17 protein-coding genes are annotated in these 17,101 nt (G+C 67.6%); all 17 read left to right on the top strand.

Going from position 1 to position 17,101, the window contains the following annotated elements:
* The first annotated feature begins 186 nt into the window (after positions 1-186).
* A complete protein-coding gene (gene fliE, locus DI041_RS19370) occupies positions 187-552 on the top strand; it encodes a flagellar hook-basal body complex protein FliE (protein WP_005409552.1) in 366 nt (121 codons plus the stop codon).
* A gap of 12 nt (positions 553-564) precedes the next feature.
* Positions 565-2,208: a flagellar basal-body MS-ring/collar protein FliF gene (gene fliF / locus DI041_RS19365; RefSeq protein WP_046988606.1), complete on the top strand. Its 1,644-nt coding sequence runs from the start codon at positions 565-567 to the stop codon at positions 2,206-2,208.
* A 7-nt stretch (positions 2,209-2,215) separates the two neighbouring features.
* Positions 2,216-3,202: a flagellar motor switch protein FliG gene (gene fliG / locus DI041_RS19360; protein ID WP_024958226.1), complete on the top strand. Its 987-nt coding sequence runs from the start codon at positions 2,216-2,218 to the stop codon at positions 3,200-3,202.
* Positions 3,199-3,840: a FliH/SctL family protein gene (locus tag DI041_RS19355; RefSeq protein WP_136639692.1), complete on the top strand. Its 642-nt coding sequence runs from the start codon at positions 3,199-3,201 to the stop codon at positions 3,838-3,840. The genes fliG and DI041_RS19355 overlap by 4 nt, the downstream gene beginning before the upstream one ends.
* A complete protein-coding gene (locus tag DI041_RS19350) occupies positions 3,837-5,222 on the top strand; it encodes a FliI/YscN family ATPase (RefSeq protein WP_136639691.1) in 1,386 nt (461 codons plus the stop codon). The genes DI041_RS19355 and DI041_RS19350 overlap by 4 nt, the downstream gene beginning before the upstream one ends.
* 3 nt (positions 5,223-5,225) lie before the next feature.
* Positions 5,226-5,693: a flagellar export protein FliJ gene (fliJ, locus tag DI041_RS19345; RefSeq protein WP_046988603.1), complete on the top strand. Its 468-nt coding sequence runs from the start codon at positions 5,226-5,228 to the stop codon at positions 5,691-5,693.
* Positions 5,693-6,856 carry a flagellar hook-length control protein FliK gene (locus DI041_RS19340; RefSeq protein ID WP_136639690.1) on the top strand — a complete coding sequence of 388 codons (1,164 nt, stop codon included), beginning with the start codon at positions 5,693-5,695 and terminating at the stop codon, positions 6,854-6,856. The genes fliJ and DI041_RS19340 overlap by 1 nt, the downstream gene beginning before the upstream one ends.
* A 224-nt stretch (positions 6,857-7,080) precedes the next feature.
* Entirely contained in the window at positions 7,081-7,596 is a 516-nt protein-coding gene (locus tag DI041_RS19335) for a flagellar basal body-associated FliL family protein (RefSeq protein ID WP_136639689.1), read from the top strand.
* Positions 7,597-7,606: 10 nt separating this feature from the next.
* Positions 7,607-8,611 (top strand): flagellar motor switch protein FliM, encoded by a 1,005-nt coding sequence (gene fliM, locus DI041_RS19330; protein WP_136639688.1) that lies wholly within the window; start codon positions 7,607-7,609, stop codon positions 8,609-8,611.
* Positions 8,608-8,943, top strand: a complete 336-nt coding sequence (fliN, locus tag DI041_RS19325) for a flagellar motor switch protein FliN (protein WP_005409543.1) — start codon at positions 8,608-8,610, stop codon at positions 8,941-8,943. Before fliM ends, fliN begins: the two co-directional genes overlap by 4 nt.
* Before the next feature lie 5 nt (positions 8,944-8,948).
* Complete coding sequence (gene fliO / locus DI041_RS19320; protein WP_430543778.1) at positions 8,949-9,347, top strand: flagellar biosynthetic protein FliO; 399 nt, start codon at positions 8,949-8,951, stop codon at positions 9,345-9,347.
* A gap of 1 nt (position 9,348) precedes the next feature.
* Complete coding sequence (gene fliP, locus DI041_RS19315) at positions 9,349-10,128, top strand: flagellar type III secretion system pore protein FliP (RefSeq protein ID WP_134958130.1); 780 nt, start codon at positions 9,349-9,351, stop codon at positions 10,126-10,128.
* A gap of 76 nt (positions 10,129-10,204) precedes the next feature.
* Positions 10,205-10,474, top strand: a complete 270-nt coding sequence (locus DI041_RS19310; protein ID WP_005413254.1) for a flagellar biosynthetic protein FliQ — start codon at positions 10,205-10,207, stop codon at positions 10,472-10,474.
* Positions 10,475-10,487: 13 nt separating this feature from the next.
* Positions 10,488-11,279 carry a flagellar biosynthetic protein FliR gene (fliR, locus tag DI041_RS19305; RefSeq protein WP_046982596.1) on the top strand — a complete coding sequence of 264 codons (792 nt, stop codon included), beginning with the start codon at positions 10,488-10,490 and terminating at the stop codon, positions 11,277-11,279.
* Positions 11,280-11,443: 164 nt separating this feature from the next.
* On the top strand, positions 11,444-13,579 hold the full coding sequence (locus DI041_RS19300) for a putative bifunctional diguanylate cyclase/phosphodiesterase (protein ID WP_136639686.1): 2,136 nt from the start codon (positions 11,444-11,446) through the stop codon (positions 13,577-13,579).
* Positions 13,580-13,722: 143 nt separating this feature from the next.
* Positions 13,723-14,853 carry a flagellar biosynthesis protein FlhB gene (gene flhB / locus DI041_RS19295; RefSeq protein ID WP_136639685.1) on the top strand — a complete coding sequence of 377 codons (1,131 nt, stop codon included), beginning with the start codon at positions 13,723-13,725 and terminating at the stop codon, positions 14,851-14,853.
* Positions 14,854-14,897: 44 nt separating this feature from the next.
* Positions 14,898-16,958 carry a flagellar biosynthesis protein FlhA gene (gene flhA, locus DI041_RS19290; protein ID WP_211195219.1) on the top strand — a complete coding sequence of 687 codons (2,061 nt, stop codon included), beginning with the start codon at positions 14,898-14,900 and terminating at the stop codon, positions 16,956-16,958.
* Positions 16,959-17,101: the final 143 nt, after the last annotated feature.

Below are 17,101 nucleotides of genomic sequence, written 5' to 3'. Positions count from 1 at the left end.
CCCCACGGATAGCCCGCCGTTGACGTTGCCGTTCACGTTGACGTTGACGTTGATTCGGCGGGTGCAGGGCGCAGCCCTGCCAGAACACCCACACCCTCACTTCACTGAATCGAAAACCGGTTTCGGCACGGCACTTGCACCTGCTCCAGCAGACAACCCCATCCCCTGTTTCTGGAACCGTTGCAGATGTCCCACTCCGTCACGTCGATCCTTTCGCAGATCCGCTCCTATCAGACCCAGATGGGACAGCCGGCGCTCAACCCGCTGGGCGAAACGCCGCGCAGCAACGCCCTGCCGGGCACGGTGCTGGATGCACCGCAGGCCCAGCCGGCCAGCTTCACCGAAACCCTGCGTGGTGCGATTGCCGGCGTCAACGACGCGCAACAGAAATCCGGCGCCCTGGCCAAAGCCTTCGAAATGGGCGACCCCAGCGCCGACCTCGCCAAGGTCATGGTCGCCTCGCAGCAGTCCCAGATCGCCTTCCGCGCCACCGTGGAAGTCCGCAACCGTCTCGTCCAGGCCTACCAGGACGTGATGAACATGCCGCTGTAAGGATAGAACCGCATGGCCCTGTCGCTCTCCAAGGAATCCCTGAACGCCGAAAAGGCGGGCCAGTGGTTCGATCGGCTGCAAAGCCTGCAGATCACCCGTCGGCTCGGACTGATGGCGATGATCGCCGTGGCCGTAGCCGCCGGGCTGTTCGTGTTCTTCTGGTCGCAGAAGCCCGGCATGGTCCCGCTGTATACCGGCCTGGACCAGAAGGCCACCGCTGAAGCGACCGACCTGCTGCGTGCCGCCCAGATTCCGTTCCAGCTGGACCCGGCCACCGGTGGCATCACCGTGCCGGAAAAGAACCTGCACGACGCCCGCCTGAAGCTGGCCGGGTCCGGCCTGACCGACAGCGGCAAACTCGGTTTCGAGCTGATGGAACGCGACCCGGGCTTCGGCGTCAGCCAGTTCGTGGAAAGCGCGCGCTACCAGCATGCGCTGGAGACCGAACTGTCGCGCACCATCAACACGCTGCGCCCAGTGCGCGATTCGCGCGTGCACCTGGCCATTCCCAAGCCCAGCGCCTTCACCCGCCAGCGCGACGTCGCCAGCGCCTCGGTGACGCTGGAACTGCGTGGCGGCCAGCAGCTGGAGCGCAGCCAGGTCGACGCCATCGTGCACATGGTCGCAGCCAGCATCCCGGACCTGGCACCGGAACGCGTGACCGTGGTCGACCAGAGCGGCCGCATGCTCAGCGTCAGCGACCCGAACAGCGAGGCCGCAGTCAACGCCGCCCAGTTCGAGCAGGTGCGCCGCCAGGAAACCTCGTTCAACCAGCGCATCCGCGAACTGCTGGAGCCGATGACCGGCCCTGGCCGGGTCAACCCGGAAGTCAGCGTGGACATGGACTTCTCGGTGACCGAGGAAGCGCGCGAACTGTACAACGGCGAGCCGCAGAAGCTGCGCAGCGAGCAGATGAGCGAGAACAGCACCACCACGCCGGGTCCGCAGGGCGTGCCGGGCGCCACCAGCAACAGCCCCCCGGGCCAGGCCGCTGCGCCGGCAACCGCACAGACCCCGACCGAAAGCAGCAAGAACGCGACCCGCAACTATGAGCTGGACCGCACCCTGCAGCACACCCGCCAGCCGGCCGGCCGCATCAAGCGCGTGTCGGTGGCGGTGCTGGTGGACAACGTGCCGCGCGCCGGTGCCAACGGCAAGGTCGCACCGCAGCCGCTGTCGGCGGCCGAGCTGACCCGCGTCGAAGCCCTGGTCAAGCAGGCGGTCGGCTTCAATGCCGAGCGCGGCGACACCGTGTCGGTGATGAACGCCCCGTTCGTGCGGGATACCACGCCGGTGGAAGGTCCCGCCTGGTGGGAGCTGCCGTGGGTGCACGATGCCGGCCGCATGCTGCTGGGTGCCGTCGTGGTGCTGGCGCTGCTGTTCGGCGTGCTGCGCCCGGCGCTGCGCGCGATCACCGGCCAAAAGAAGAACGACGAGCAGGCACTGGAGCCGCATACCGCGGACGTGCAGCTGGTGGATGACGATGGCATGCCGCTGCCGGCGCTGGGCGCCGACCGCGCGAGCCTGGGCGGGCCGGATGCGCTGGCCCTGCCGGTGGATTCATATGAGGAACGACTGCGGATGGCGCGTGAAGCCGTGAAGACCGACTCCAAGCGCGTGGCCCAGGTGGTCAAGGGCTGGGTGGCCAATGACTGAGGCACAATTGACCGGCGTACAGCGCGCGGCCGTGCTGCTGCTGTCCCTGGGTGAGCTGGATGCAGCCGAAGTGCTGCGCCACATGGAACCCAAGGAAGTGCAGAAGATCGGCATCGCCATGGCCACCATGACCGACATCACCCGCGAGCAGGTGGAACGGGTGATGGACCAGTTCGGCCAGGAGCTGGGCTCGAAGACCTCGCTGGGCGTGGGCTCGGACGACTACATCCGCAACATGCTGGTGCAGGCGCTGGGCAGCGAAAAGGCCGGCAACCTGATCGATCGCATCCTGCTCGGCCGCAACACCACCGGCCTGGACGCGCTGAAGTGGATGGACCCGCGCGCGGTGGCCGATCTGGTGCGCAACGAGCACCCGCAGATCATCGCCATCGTCATGGCCCATCTGGAAACCGACCAGGCTGCTGACGCGCTGAAGCTGCTGCCCGACCGCACCCGCGTGGACGTGCTGCTGCGCATCGCCACCCTCGACGGCATCCCGCCGAACGCACTCAATGAGCTCAACGAGATCATGGAGCGCCAGTTCGCCGGCAACCAGAACCTGAAGTCGTCCAACATCGGCGGCGTGCAGTGCGCGGCCAACATCCTCAACTTCATGGACAGCGGCCAGGACCAGGCCATCCTGGGCGAGATCGCCCGCATCGACGCGCCGCTGAGCAACCGCATCCAGGACCTGATGTTCGTGTTCGACGACCTGGTCGACCTGGACGACCGCGAAATGCAGCTGGTGCTGCGCGAAGTGAGCGGCGAGCGCCTGGGCCTGGCCCTGCGTGGCGCCGATATCAAGGTGCGCGACAAGATCACCCGCAACATGTCGCAGCGTGCGGCCGAGATCCTGCTGGAAGACATGGAAGCACGCGGTCCGGTGCGCCTGTCCGACGTGGAAGGCGCGCAGCGCGAGATCCTGGCCATCGTCAAGCGCATGGCCGATGAAGGCACGGTCACCATCGGCGGCAGTGCGGAGGCCATGCTGTGAGCAACGTCGTGCGCTGGCTTGCCCCGGACCTGCTGGCCCCGCCCGAACCGGCGCTGGACCAGGAGGACGCGTTCGAACTCACCGAGCCGGATCCGGAGCACGAGCCGGAACCGCCACTGCACCTGCCCACCCTGGAAGAAATCCAGGCGATCCAGGACAGTGCCGAGAAGGAAGGCTTCCAACACGGCCATGCCGATGGCTACGGCCAGGGCCAGGCCGAGGTGCGTCGCCTCGCCGCGCAGATCGAGGGCATCCTCGACAACTTCAGCCGCCCGTTGGTGCGACTGGAAAACGAAGTGGTCGGTGCGCTGGGCGAGCTGGCGGTACGCATCGCCGGCGCGCTGGTCGGCCGTGCCTACGAGACCGATCCGGCACTGTTGGCGCAACTGGTTGGTGAGGCCATCGACGCGGTCGGTGGCAGCACCCGCGAAGTGGAAGTGCGCCTGCACCCGGACGACATCGCCGCGCTCGCTCCCCTCCTGAACCTGTCGTCGCAGCAGCGCCTGGTACCCGATACCAGCCTCAGCCGTGGCGACCTGCGCGTGCATGCCGAAGCGGTGCGCATCGACGGCACCCTCGAAGCCCGCCTGCGCGGTGCGCTGGACGCTGTGATCCGCCAGACTGGAGCAGGTGCATGACGCCCGAAACGCAACCGAACCCGCCGCCGGCCGATTGGGCCGTGGCCCGCAACCTGCGCCTGGCCCGTCGCCTGGACGGCCTGCGCGTGGACACCGGGCACGGGCGTGGCCTGATCCGCGAGGGCGTGCTGCGCCGCGCAGTCGGCCTGACCCTGGAAGCGGTCGGCTGCGAGGCCCCGCTCGGCGCCAGCTGCAAGGTGGAAGTGGTCGACGGTGGCTGGGTCGATGCCGAAGTGGTCGGCTTCGCCGGCGAGCGCACCTACCTGATGCCCAGCGCCGAACTGCATGGCCTGCTGCCCAACGCACGGGTGGTGCCGTCGGCTCGGCGTGGCGGCGTGGAAGTGGGCGAAGGCCTGCTCGGCCGCGTCATCGACAGCGATGGCGTGCCGCTGGATGGCAAGGGCCCGATCCGCGCCGAAGGCCATGTCGGCATGGCCGGCGTTTCGATCAATCCGCTGGCGCGCGAACCGATCACCCAACCGCTGGACGTGGGCGTGCGCGCGATCAACGCGCTGTTGCCCATCGGCCGAGGCCAGCGTGTCGGCCTGTTCGCCGGCTCCGGCGTCGGCAAGTCGACCCTGCTGGGCATGATGACCCGATACACCGCCGCCGACGTGATCGTGGTCGGCCTGATCGGTGAACGTGGCCGCGAAGTACGCGATTTCGTCGAAACCACCCTGGGCGAAGAAGGCCTGCGCCGCGCCGTGGTGGTCGCCAGCCCGGCTGACCGGCCGCCGTTGGCGCGCCTGCATGGTGCCTACCGCGCCACCGCCATCGCCGAGTGGTTCCGCGACCAGGGCCTGAATGTACTGCTGCTGATGGATTCGCTGACCCGCTTCGCGCAGGCGCAGCGCGAGATCGGCCTGTCGGTCGGTGAACCGCCGACCACCCGCGGCTATCCGCCGTCGGTGTTCGCCAAGCTGCCGGCGCTGGTCGAGCGCGCCGGCAACGGTGCCAAGGGCCGTGGCTCGATCACCGCGTTCTACACCGTGCTGACCGAAGGCGATGATCCGCAGGATCCAATCGCCGATGCGGCGCGCGCCATTCTTGACGGCCACATCCTGCTGTCCCGTCGCGTGGCAGACAGTGGCCTGTACCCGGCCATTGACGTCGAATCGTCGGTCAGCCGCGTGGTCACGGAAATCGCCGACGAGCCGTGGCGCCTGCGCATCCGGAAGTTGAAGCGACTGGTCTCGGCCTATTCGGCCAATCGTGACCTGATCGCCATCGGTGCCTACCAGCGCGGCAACGACGCGGCCACCGACGAAGCCCTGGAACGCTGGCCGGAAATCATGGAATTCCTCGGCCAGGACGTTGCCAAGGCCGCAGATCTCCCGCACAGCCAGGCGGCGCTGCAGCGCCTGGTGGAACAAGAGAGTTAAGCCATGAACCAGTCCAAGCGCATCGACCCCCTGCTCAAGCGGGCCCAGGAACACGAGGATGCCGTTGCTCGCGATCTGGCCGAACGCCAGACCGTGCTCGACACGCATCTGTCGCGACTGGATGAACTGCGCCGCTATGCCGAAGAGTATGCGAACGCGCAGATGGCGGCGACCAGCCCGGCACAGCTGCTGAACCGTCGCGCCTTCCTCGATCGCCTGGACAGCGCGGTCGAACAGCAGCAGGCAACGGTCAATGGCAACCGCGAGAAGGTGGAAGCCGAGCGCGCCCGGTTGATCCTGGCCAGCCGGGACAAGGCCGTGCTGGAACAGCTGGCGGCCAGCTACCGCGCGCAGGAGAAGGTGGTGACCGACCGCCGCGACCAGCGCGAGATGGACGACATCGGCGCGCGCCGTGCACGCCTGGTGCAGGCCGAGGACCAGGAAGACGGTGAGCAGGGAGGTCGCACGTGATGCCCGCACCGCTCGCCAGCAGCGCCAACGCGCAGGCACAGAACACCGGCAATGGCAGCACGCGCGCGCCGCGCAATGACAGCGGCAAGGGCTTCGGCCAGCTGTTGCAGGATGGGACGTCGGGCCCGGACACGTCCACGGCCGCCCGTACCTCATCGCCATCGTCGACCACGCCCATGCCGTCTGCGACCTCTGATGGCAACGGGCGGACACCCGCCGAACACAAGCCGGGCAGCGACGCTGCAACCGAAGACGCCACGGCATCGGCACCCGCAGGGACAACCACTGCAGGCGCCGAAAAGGGCAAAGCAGCCGCGACCGAGGATGCGCCGTGGCCACCCCTTGGCCTGGCCGGACTGGTGCTGGCGGTGCCGACGCTGGCCGATCCCGCTGCAGTGCTGGCAACAACGGCCACGCCTGTGCTCGCCGACGATGCTGGTGCCCTGCCCGCCGCTGCCGGCGCAGCGTTGCCGGCGGCTGCGGCAACGGCACCCACGGCCATCGCCACTGGATCGCCCGACGGCAAGCCTCTGGCGGCCAGCGCCGACGACGCCACCACTCTGCCGTTGCCGGAGATGATCCTGCCGGCGGGCAAGCGCGGCGACCGAGGCGAAGGTAGCGACGTGGCCGCCATCGGTGACCGTACCCCTGCCCCCCTGCTGCATGCACCGGCAACTGCAGCCGTGCAGGATCTGAAGGCCGCGCTGGCCACCGGCAACGCCATCTTCAACGGCGAACCGACGCCGAAGCCGGTGCTCGGTGACGATGGCTTCGACCAGGCCATCGGCGCCCGCCTGGGCTGGTTGGCCGACCAGAAGATCGGCCACGCCCACATCCGCCTGAGCCCGGATGACATGGGCCCGGTCGACGTGCGTCTGCAGTTGAACGGCGACAAGGTGCACGCCAGCTTCAGCAGCCCGCACGTGGATGTGCGCCAGGCGCTGGAAAGCAGCCTGCCGCGCCTGCGTGAACTGCTGGGCGAGCAGGGTTTCCAGCTGGCCCACGCCGATATTGGTCATCAGGCCCCCGGCGGTGACGGCAATGCGTCGGGCCAGGCCGGAAGCGGCGGCATGGCGGGTGACGGAGAACCGTCGCCGGGCGACGCCAGCATGTCGTCCGCGCAGTTGATCCGCCAGCGCGGGTTGCTGGACGCGTACGCCTGAGAATGCGTGCCGACCAAGGTTGGCACCCACCAGAGCGGGGCGGTCGGCGCCCACCAGAACACCGAGGCAATAGAGCCGCACCTGCCAGTATCGCGTTGGTGGGTGCGGAGCTTGCTCCGCACGGCCCCACCGGCACCCCGACGGAATTCCGTCGCCCCCCTCTGCCCCAGCTACGGCACGCCCCTTGCATATCCCGGTGAAGCAACCCTCAGGAGCTTCACCCCGTGGCCGCAGCCGCTGACAAAACCAAGAAGACCGCCGAGAAGGACAAGGCCGCCAAGCCGCGTAGTCCGATCCTGATCACCGCACTGGTGGCCGTACTGGCCGCCGCTGCCGCCGGTGGCGGCGTGTGGTTCTTCACCCAGTCCAAGCACGAAGACAAGGCCGCACCGGCGCCGAAGAAAGCCGCTGCTCCGGCACCGGCGCAGTACTTCGCATTGGATCCGGCCTTCGTGGTCAATCTCAACGGCCCGGTCGACGGCCCGCGCTATCTGCAGCTGGAAGTACAGCTGATGACCCGCGACCCGGCCGCGCTGGAAGCGATCAAGACCCACGCCCCTGCCATCCGCGCGCGCCTGCTGATGCTGTTCTCGCAGGTCAGCCCGAACCAGATCGCCGATATCGCCGGCAAGCAGAAGCTGCAGGCCGCCTCGCTGGCCGAAGTGCAGAAAGTGCTCAAGGCCGAGACCGGCAGCAACGGTGCCGACGATCTGCTGTTCACCAGCTTCGTGACCCAGTAAGGGCCCCCCGATGAATGATCTGCTGTCCCAGGACGAGATCGATGCCCTGCTCCACGGCGTGGACAGTGGCGCGGTCGAGACCGATGCGGAACCGCCTTCGGGCGAAGCACGTTCCTACGACTTCGCAAGCCAGGACCGGATCATCCGCGGTCGCATGCCGACCCTGGAAATGGTCCACGAGCGCTTCGCGCGCCTGTGGCGGATCGGCCTGTTCAACCTGATCCGCCGCTCGGCCGAACTGTCGGTGCGCGGCATCGAACTGATCAAGTTCAACGACTACATGCACTCGCTGTATGTGCCGACCAACCTGAACCTGATCCGCTTCAAGCCGCTGCGTGGCACCGGCCTGATCGTGTTCGAGCCAACCCTGGTGTTCGCCATCGTCGACAACTTCTTCGGCGGCGACGGGCGCTACCCGACCCGTATCGAAGGCCGCGAGTTCACCGCCACCGAAATGCGGGTGATCCACCTGCTGCTGAAGCAGACCTTCGCCGACCTGCGCGAGGCCTGGGCACCGGTGATGGATGTCGAGTTCGAATACATCAGCTCGGAGATCAACCCGCACTTCGCCAACATCGTGACGCCGCGAGAGTACGTGGTGGTGTGCCGCCTGCATGTCGAGCTCGACGGCGGTGGCGGCGACATCCACGTGACCCTGCCGTATTCGATGCTGGAGCCGATCCGCGAGCTCCTCGACGCCGGCATCCAGAGTGACCGCAACGACCGCGACGAGAGCTGGGGCCAGACCCTGCGCGAGCAGCTCAACATCGCCGAGGTGACCCTGTCCAGCGTACTGGCCAGCAAGCGCATGACCCTGCGCGACCTGACCCGCCTGAAGGTCGGCGACATCCTGCCGATCGAGCTGAGCCCGCAGGTGCCGTTGTGCGTGGAGAACATCCCCGTGTTCACCGGCGAGTTCGGCGTCGCCAACGGCATGAACGCCGTGAAGATCACCGCTACCCATCCGCCCGGCACCCGTCCGCGCGTACCCGTCATCCAGGAAGACCCGCAATGAACGATATCGACGCCCTCGAACCGACCCCGGCCCAGTTCAGCAGCCTGCAGGCCGATGAAGCGAACGGTCCGGACCTGAACCTGGACGTGATCCTCGACGTGCCGGTGACCCTGTCGCTGGAAGTCGGTCGTGCCCGCCTGCCGATCCGCAATCTGCTGCAGCTCAACCAGGGCTCGGTGGTGGAACTTGAACGCGGTGCCGGCGAGTCACTGGACGTGTTCGTCAACGGCACCCTGATCGCCCACGGCGAGGTGGTGGTGATCAACGACCGCTTCGGCGTGCGCCTGACCGACGTGGTCAGCCCGAGCGAGCGGATCCGGAGACTGCGTTGAGCCTGCTGGCCTCCACCCTGTTGGCGGTCGGCAAGACCGCCGCACCGATCGGCCCGCAGGTCGGCGCCGCACCGAGCCTGTTCGGTGCGGTGCTGGCGCTGCTGGCGGTACTGGCCCTGGTCATCGGCCTGGGCTGGCTGCTCAAGCGCCTGCCCGGCAGCGGCTTCCGCCCGGCCGAAGGCATGAAGCTGGTGGCCAGCCTCAGTGTCGGCGCCAAGGAGCGCGTGGTGGTGGTGGAGGTCAATGGCCAGCAGCTGCTGCTGGGCGTTACCGCCGGCGGCATCAACACCCTGCACACCCTGCCCGAACCGCTGCCACCGCCGGCACCGGTGCGCGTGCCGGACTTCAAGAACCTGCCGAATTTCGCCCAGCTGCTGCAGCAGCGGCTGCGCAAGGATCCCTGACATGCGTGTCACCCGTACCCGTCTTGCCACCCTGATGCCGTGGCTGCTGTTGCTCGCCCTGTGCCTGTTGCCGGCGCTGGCCTTCGCCGCGCCCGGCGCGCCGACCACGCCGCTGCCCGACATCAATGTCGGCAAGATCGGCGGTGCACCGGTCAGCCTGCCGCTGCAGACCCTGCTGTTGATGACCGCGATCACCCTGATCCCGTCGATGCTGCTGGTACTGACCTCGTTCACCCGCATCATCATCGTGCTGGGCCTGCTGCGCCAGGCACTGGGCACCGGACAGACGCCGTCCAACCAGGTGCTGCTGGGCCTGGCCCTGTTCCTCACCGCGATGATCATGCTGCCAACCTGGGACAAGGCCTGGAGCACCGGCATGGCCCCCTACCTCAATGGCGAGATCGACTTCCAGACCGCCTGGACGCTGACCACCTCGCCGCTGCGCGCCTTCATGCTGGCGCAGATCCGCGAGACCGACCTGATGACCTTCGCCGGCATCGCCGGGCATGGCACCTACGCCAGCCCCGATGCGATCCCGTTCCCGGTGCTGGTCGCATCGTTCGTTACCAGTGAACTGAAGACCGCCTTCGAGATCGGCTTCCTGATCTTCATCCCGTTCGTGATCATCGATCTGGTCGTGGCCAGCGTGCTGATGTCGATGGGCATGATGATGCTGTCGCCGATGCTGGTGTCGGCACCGTTCAAGATCCTGTTGTTCGTGCTGGTGGATGGCTGGGTGCTGACCGTGGGTACGCTGGCGGCGAGCTTCAATCCGGCCTGACCGGGAGGCAGTCGAGCATGGCTCGACTCTACATAAGCGTTGCCGGGCATGGCCCGGCGCTACCGATGGAAATACGATGTCTCCCGAACTTGCCTTGACCGAACTGCGTGGCGGCCTGATCACCGTGTTGTGGGTGGCCGGCCCGCTGCTGCTCACCGTGCTGGTGGTGGGCGTGGTGGTGGGCGTGGTGCAGGCTGCGACCCAGCTCAATGAACCGACCATCGCCTTCGTCGCCAAGGCAGCCGCGCTGACCGCAGTGCTGTTCGCACTGGGCAGCCTGCTGATCGGCCACCTGGTCGAATTCACCACGCTGCTGTTCCAGCGCATCCCGCACCTGATCGGCTAGGACACGCGCTTCGATGGACGCCGCCACCCAGATGGCCGCCGATGGGCTGAACGCCTTCGGCATGATCGGCACCGTGCTGTGGACCATGCTGCGCATCGGCGCGGTCGCCATGGCCATGCCGATGGTCGGCACCCGCGCCGTCCCGGCCCGGGTGCGCGTGGTGCTGGCCGGCACCCTGGCCATCGCATTGGCACCGTTGCTGCCGCCGGTACCGGACTGGACCGGTTTCGATGCCGCCACGGTACTGACCATCGCCCGCGAGCTGGCCATCGGCGTATCCATCGGCTTCCTGCTACGGCTGGTGTTCGAGGCCGGCGCGATGGCCGGCGAACTGATTGCCCAGGGCACCGGCCTGGCCTTCGCACAGATGAGTGATCCGCTGCGTGGCGGCACCTCAGGCGTGATCGGGCAGTGGTTCTATCTGCTGTTCGGCCTGCTGTTCTTCACCGCCAATGGCCATCTGGCGCTGATCTCGCTGGTGGTGGACAGCTACCGGGCACTGCCGATCGGTGCGCCACTGCCCGATCCGCATGCCTTCTTCAGCATCGCGCCGACCTTCCTGCTGACCGTGCTGCGCGGTGCGCTGACTTTGGCGATCCCGCTGACCGTGGCAATGCTGGCGGTGAACCTGGCGTTCGGCGTGCTGGCGCGCGCCGCGCCGGCGCTGAACCCGATCCAGCTCGGCCTGCCGGTCTCACTGCTGCTGGGCCTGTTCCTGCTGGCCCTGCTGGCAGGCGAGATGGGCCCGCCGGTACAGCGCCTGTTCGACGCCGCCTTCCAGGCTGCGGACGCGGTCACACACTGACCCGATCATCACGTTTTACTGCTTGCCCTTCCCCCGGGTCTGCGCGTTAGAGTGAATGCGCGGCAACCGGGGGGATGCCGCACGTGGCCGGCGCCCTGCGTCGGCCGGCCTCATGCATGCCCCACCGTAGTTTCCGTCGACAGGCAGGTCCGGGAGACTGACGAATGCTGGTAGGCACGTACAACCCGTGGCTGGTAGTGATCTCGCTGCTGGTCGCCGTGATGGCCTCATACACCGCGCTGGCGATGGCCGGGCGCACGGTTACCGCACCCGGCAAGGGCGCGGCCTGGTGGTGGCGCATCGGTGGCGGCTTCGCCATGGGCCTGGGCATCTGGTCGATGCACTTCATCGGCATGCTTGCCTTCGACCTGCCCATTCCGCTCGGCTACGACCTGCCGATCACCCTGCTTTCCCTTGCACTGGCCATCGCTTCGTCGGTGTTCGCGCTGTGGCTGGTCTCGTTGCGCACGCTGCCGCACCCGCGGCTGGCCGGTGGCGCCCTGCTGATGGGCACCGGTATCGCCGGCATGCATTACGTTGGCATGGCCGCAATGCGCATGCAGCCGGGCATCGACTACGACCCGGGCTGGCTGCTGTTTTCGCTGATGGTGGCAGTCGCTGCTTCGTGGACGGCCCTGTATGTGGCGTTCCGCCTGCGTGCGCAGCGCACCCGTGTCGGCGACCGGCTGGCAGCGGCGGGCCTGCTCGGGCTGGCCATCGTCGGCATGCACTACACCGGCATGGCCGCCGCACGCTTTCCGGAAGGCAGCATCTGCGGCGCAGCCGTCGGCGATGGACTACAGAGCGAATGGCTGGCCATGCTGGTGGTGATGCTCACCGTGGCGATCCTGGCCGTGGTGCTGGTGGTGTCCTGGCTGGACCAGCGGGTGGAGGCGCAGCTGCTGCGCCTGCGCAATTCCCTGTTGAGCACCTCGCTGACCGACGCGCAGCAGGAACTGACCCAGGCCGCACTGCACGACCCACTCACCCGCCTGCCCAACCGCCTGCTGCTGCAGCGTCGCATCGTCCAGGCACTGGCCGAGGCCGAACAGGGCGGCAGCCGTTTCGCTGTGATGTTCATGGACCTGGATGGCTTCAAGCAGGTCAACGATGCCTATGGCCACCAGGCCGGTGATGCACTGCTGGTGGCGGTGGCCGAACGCACGCGCCAACTGCTTCGACCCAACGACATGCTGGCCCGTCTGGGCGGCGACGAGTTCGTATTGGTGGTGCGCATCGAGCACGACGAGGATCTTCCGACCCTGGCCCGGCGCATCCTGCAGGCGGTCGGCAGCGGGCCCCTGCTGCCGGACAACGAACTGCAGGTGACCGCCAGCATCGGCGTGGCGATCTGCCCGGACCACGCCGCCAGCGAGCGGCAACTGATGGCCTTCGCCGATGCCGCGATGTACCAGGCCAAGGAATCGGGGCGCAACGCCTTCGTGCTGTTCGCCGACTGGATGAACGACAGCGCCGAGCAACAGTTCAGATTGCTTGCCGACCTGCGCCGGGCAATCGGCAGCGAACAGCTGTTCCTCAATTACCAACCCAAGATCCGCGTGGCCACACAGAAAGTGGCCGGCGCCGAGGCACTGATCCGTTGGCGGCACTCGGAACATGGCCTGATCCCGCCGGATCGGTTCATCCGCCTGGCCGAGCGCAGCGGCGCGATCAATGAAATCGGCCGCTGGGCGCTGGACCAGGCCTGCCAGCAGTTGCGCCGCTGGCACGACGCCGGCCATGAAGGCTGGTCGATGTCGGTGAACCTGTCGCCGGTGCAGTTCAGCTCACCGCACCTGCTGCATGACGTGCGCGACGTCCTTGAGCGCTACAGCATCACCCCACGCTACCTGGTGCTGGAGATCACCGAGAGCACCGTGATGCGCGATACCGATACCAGCCTGCGCCTGCTGCAGGCGCTGTCGGCACTGGGCGTGGGCATCTCCATCGATGACTTCGGCACCGGCTATTCCAGCCTGCTGTACCTGAAGCGGCTGCCAGCCACCGAGATCAAGATCGACCACGCCTTCGTGCGCGATCTGGAGCACAGCGCCGAGGATGTGGTGATCGTCTCGGCGATCGTGGCGCTGGGCCATGCGCTGGACATGGACATCGTGGCCGAAGGCGTGGAAACCGCCGCCCAGCGCGCCTACCTGGAACGGCTGGGCTGCGATTACCTGCAGGGCTACCTGCTCGGTCGCCCGGTCGATGCCGCCCGCTTCATGCAACTGCACGACCTGCCCCGGCCTCGTGTGGAACTGGCACAGAGCCCGCCGCCCAGCGGCAACGCGCCCCTGTAGCCGAGCCCGCACCCGGCTCCCCCCCGGGCATGACCCGGCGCTGCCGGTGCCTGCTCTGGTAGGTGCCAACCTTGGTTGGCGCATGAACCCGTCACGGCATGGTTCTTGCACGCACCCCGGCATCTCCTGCCGCAGTGCCCGTGATGTCCGAAGACGAATCCGCCGGCGAAAAGACCGAACAACCCACCGAAAAACGCCTGCGCGATGCCCGTGAACAGGGCAACCTGCCGCGCTCGCGCGAACTCGGCACCGCCGCCGTGTTCGGCGCCGGCGTACTGGCGGTGATGGCGATGAGCGGCTCGATCGGCCGTGGCGCCAGCGCCTGGATGAAGCATGCGCTCAGCCCCGAACAGAGCCTGCGGCAGAACCCGAAGGAACTGTTCGGCCACTTCGGCGACCTGCTGCTGCAGTTCATGCTGGTGATCGCGCCACTGGTGCTGGTCTGCCTGCTGGCCAGCTTCGTCGCGCCACTGGTGATGGGTGGCCTGCGCTGGTCGCAGAAGGCGATGCTGCCGGACATCAACCGCATGAACCCGATGAGCGGGCTCAAGCGCCTGTACGGCCCGGAGGCCATCGCCGAGTTCACCAAGTCGCTGTTGCGCGTGGCTTTTGTCGGGGTCGCCGCTGGGCTGGTGGTATGGACCGGCTTCGACACCCTGCGCGGTCTGATCCACCACCCGCTGGAGACCGCCATCACCGACGGCCTCGGCTTCACCCTGCGCCTGCTGCTGGCTACCGCCGGCGCCATGCTGGTGCTGGCGGCCATCGACGCCCCGTACCAGCGCTGGAACTGGATGCGCAAGCTGAAGATGACCCGCGAAGAGCTGCGCCGCGAAATGAAGGAAAGCGAGGGCAGCCCGGAGGTGAAGGGCCGCATCCGCCAGCTGCAGCAGCAGATGGCCAACCGCCGGATGATGGAGGCGGTCCCCACTGCTGACGTGGTGGTGGTCAACCCCACCCACTATGCGGTGGCCCTGAAGTACGAGGGCGGCGCCATGAACGCCCCCAAAGTGGTCGCCCTGGGCGTGGACGAGACCGCCCTGCGCATCCGTGAAGTGGCCGATGGCAACAAGGTCGCCATCGTCTCGGCGCCGCCTTTGGCACGCGCCTTGTATCGGGAAGGCCAACTCGGAAAGGAAATCCCCGTGAGACTGTATTCGGCCGTGGCCCAGGTCCTGTCCTACGTCTACCAGCTGCGCGCCTGGCGCACTGGCCCGATGCCGGACAGCCCGCACATCCAGGTGGATGAATTCGGCAAGGGAGGCCGCCCGTGAGCGCCCAGCCCTCCCCCGGCTTCAACACCCGCCGCGCCCTGGAGATGATCCGCCAGGGCCTTGGCGCGCCACTGATCGTGCTGGCACTGCTGGCCATGGTCGTGGTGCCGCTGGCCGCACCGGTGCTCGATGCGCTGTTCACCTTCAACATCGCCATCTCGCTGATGGTGCTGCTGGCGGTGGTCTATGTGAAGCGCCCGCTGGACTTCACCATCTTCCCGATCGTGCTGCTGGTCACCACCATGCTGCGGCTGGCCCTGAACGTGGCCTCCACCCGCGTGATCCTGCTCAACGGCCAGAACGGCCACGACGCGGCCGGCAAGGTCATTGCCGCCTTCGGCGAGTTCGTGATCGGTGGCAACTACGCAGTCGGCATCGTGGTGTTCGCGATCCTGACCATCATCAACTTCGTGGTCATCACCAAGGGTGCCGGCCGCGTCTCGGAAGTGACCGCGCGTTTCATCCTCGACGCCATGCCCGGCAAGCAGATGGCGATCGACGCCGACCTCAACGCCGGTTTGCTGACGCGTGAAGAAGCCAAGCTGCGCCGCGAGGAAGTGCGCGAGGAAGCCGACTTCTACGGTGCGATGGACGGTGCCAGCAAGTTCATCCGTGGTGATGCCATCGCCGGCATCCTGATCCTGTTCATCAACATGCTGGGCGGCCTGGCCGTGGGCGTGCTGCAGCATGGCATGCCTTTCGGCGATGCCGCTGCCACCTATACCCTGCTGTCCATCGGCGACGGCCTGGTGGCGCAGCTGCCGGCCCTGCTGGTCTCCAGTGCGGTGGCGATGCTGGTCACCCGTGCCTCGCGCTCGCAGGACATGGCCCAGGCGATGAGCGGCCAGGTGTTCGGCCAGTACCGCGCGCTTGCGATCACCGCCGGCATCCTCGGTGTGGTCGGCCTGGTGCCGGGCATGCCCAACGTCGCTTTCCTGACGCTGGCCGCGATCCTGGGTTTCATCGCATGGAAGCTGTACCGCAAGAGCAAGCTGCCGGCTGCCGATGCCTCCGCCGGCAACAGTGACGCCGCCGCACTCACTGCGCTGGGCCGTCCGGCCGCACCCGCGCCCACCGCCGAACTGAGCTGGGACGAGCTGCGCCCGGTCGATCCGCTGGGCCTGGAGGTCGGCTACCGCCTGATCCCGCTGGTGGACAGCAACCAGGGCGGCGAACTGATGGCGCGGATCAAGGGCGTGCGCCGCAAGCTGACCCAGGATGTCGGCTTCCTGATTCCGTCGGTGCACATCCGCGACAACCTGGAACTGCCGGCCAATGGCTACCGCGTGCTGGTGCACGGCGTGCCGGTGGCCACCGCCGAGATCCATCCGGACCGCGAGCTGGCACTGGACCCGGGCAGCGCGCTCGGTGCGCTGGAAGGTATCGCCGGCAAGGACCCCGCCTTCGGCCTGGACGCGACCTGGATCCAGCCGCACCAGCGCGCCCAGGCCGAGACGCTCGGCTACACCGTGGTCGATCCGGCCACCGTGGTCGCTACCCACCTCTCGCACCTGATCCGCGAACACGCGCCGGAACTGCTCGGCCACGAAGAAGTGCAGCACCTGCTGGCCAACCTGGCCAAGAGTGCGCCCAAGCTCGTCGAAGATCTGACGCCGAAGGCACTGCCGCTGTCGGCGGTGGTACGGGTGCTGCAGAACCTGCTGGTCGAGCGCATTCCGATCCGCCAGCTGCGCAAGATCGCCGAAGCGCTGGTCGAACACGCGCCCAGCAGCCAGGACCCGGCCGTGCTGACTGCCGCCGTGCGCACCGCACTGGGCCGCTTCATCGTGCAGGAGATCGCCGGAATGTCGGCCGAGCTGCCGGTGTTCACGCTCAACCCACAATTGGAACGTGTCTTGCAGGAGTCCACGCAGGGCAACGGCGCCGCGCTGGAACCCGGACTCGCTGAGCGACTGCACCAGAGCCTGGCCGAATGTGTCAGCAAGCAGGAAGCCCGCAACGAGCCCGCGGTCGTGCTGGTACCCGGCCCGGTGCGCGCCGCGCTGGCCCGCCTGGTCCGCCACAGCGTTCCGTCGCTGTCGGTCCTGGCCTACAGCGAGGTGCCGGAGGACAAGCGCCTGAAGCTGGTCGGAACGATCAGCTGACGCCGCCCTCCGATGCGCCAGAAAACAGACACCACTTTCGAACCAACGCAACAGACAGATACCAAGGGGAACCCGCACCGTGCAGACCACCGACCACCCGAGTTCTCCGACCGCCACCCCGCCGTCTTCGTCCCGTGACCACA

The organism is Stenotrophomonas maltophilia (genome assembly GCF_004920835.1).
Lineage (GTDB): Bacteria > Pseudomonadota > Gammaproteobacteria > Xanthomonadales > Xanthomonadaceae > Stenotrophomonas > Stenotrophomonas maltophilia_AQ.
This window is presented reverse-complemented; position numbering and strand designations above follow the sequence as displayed.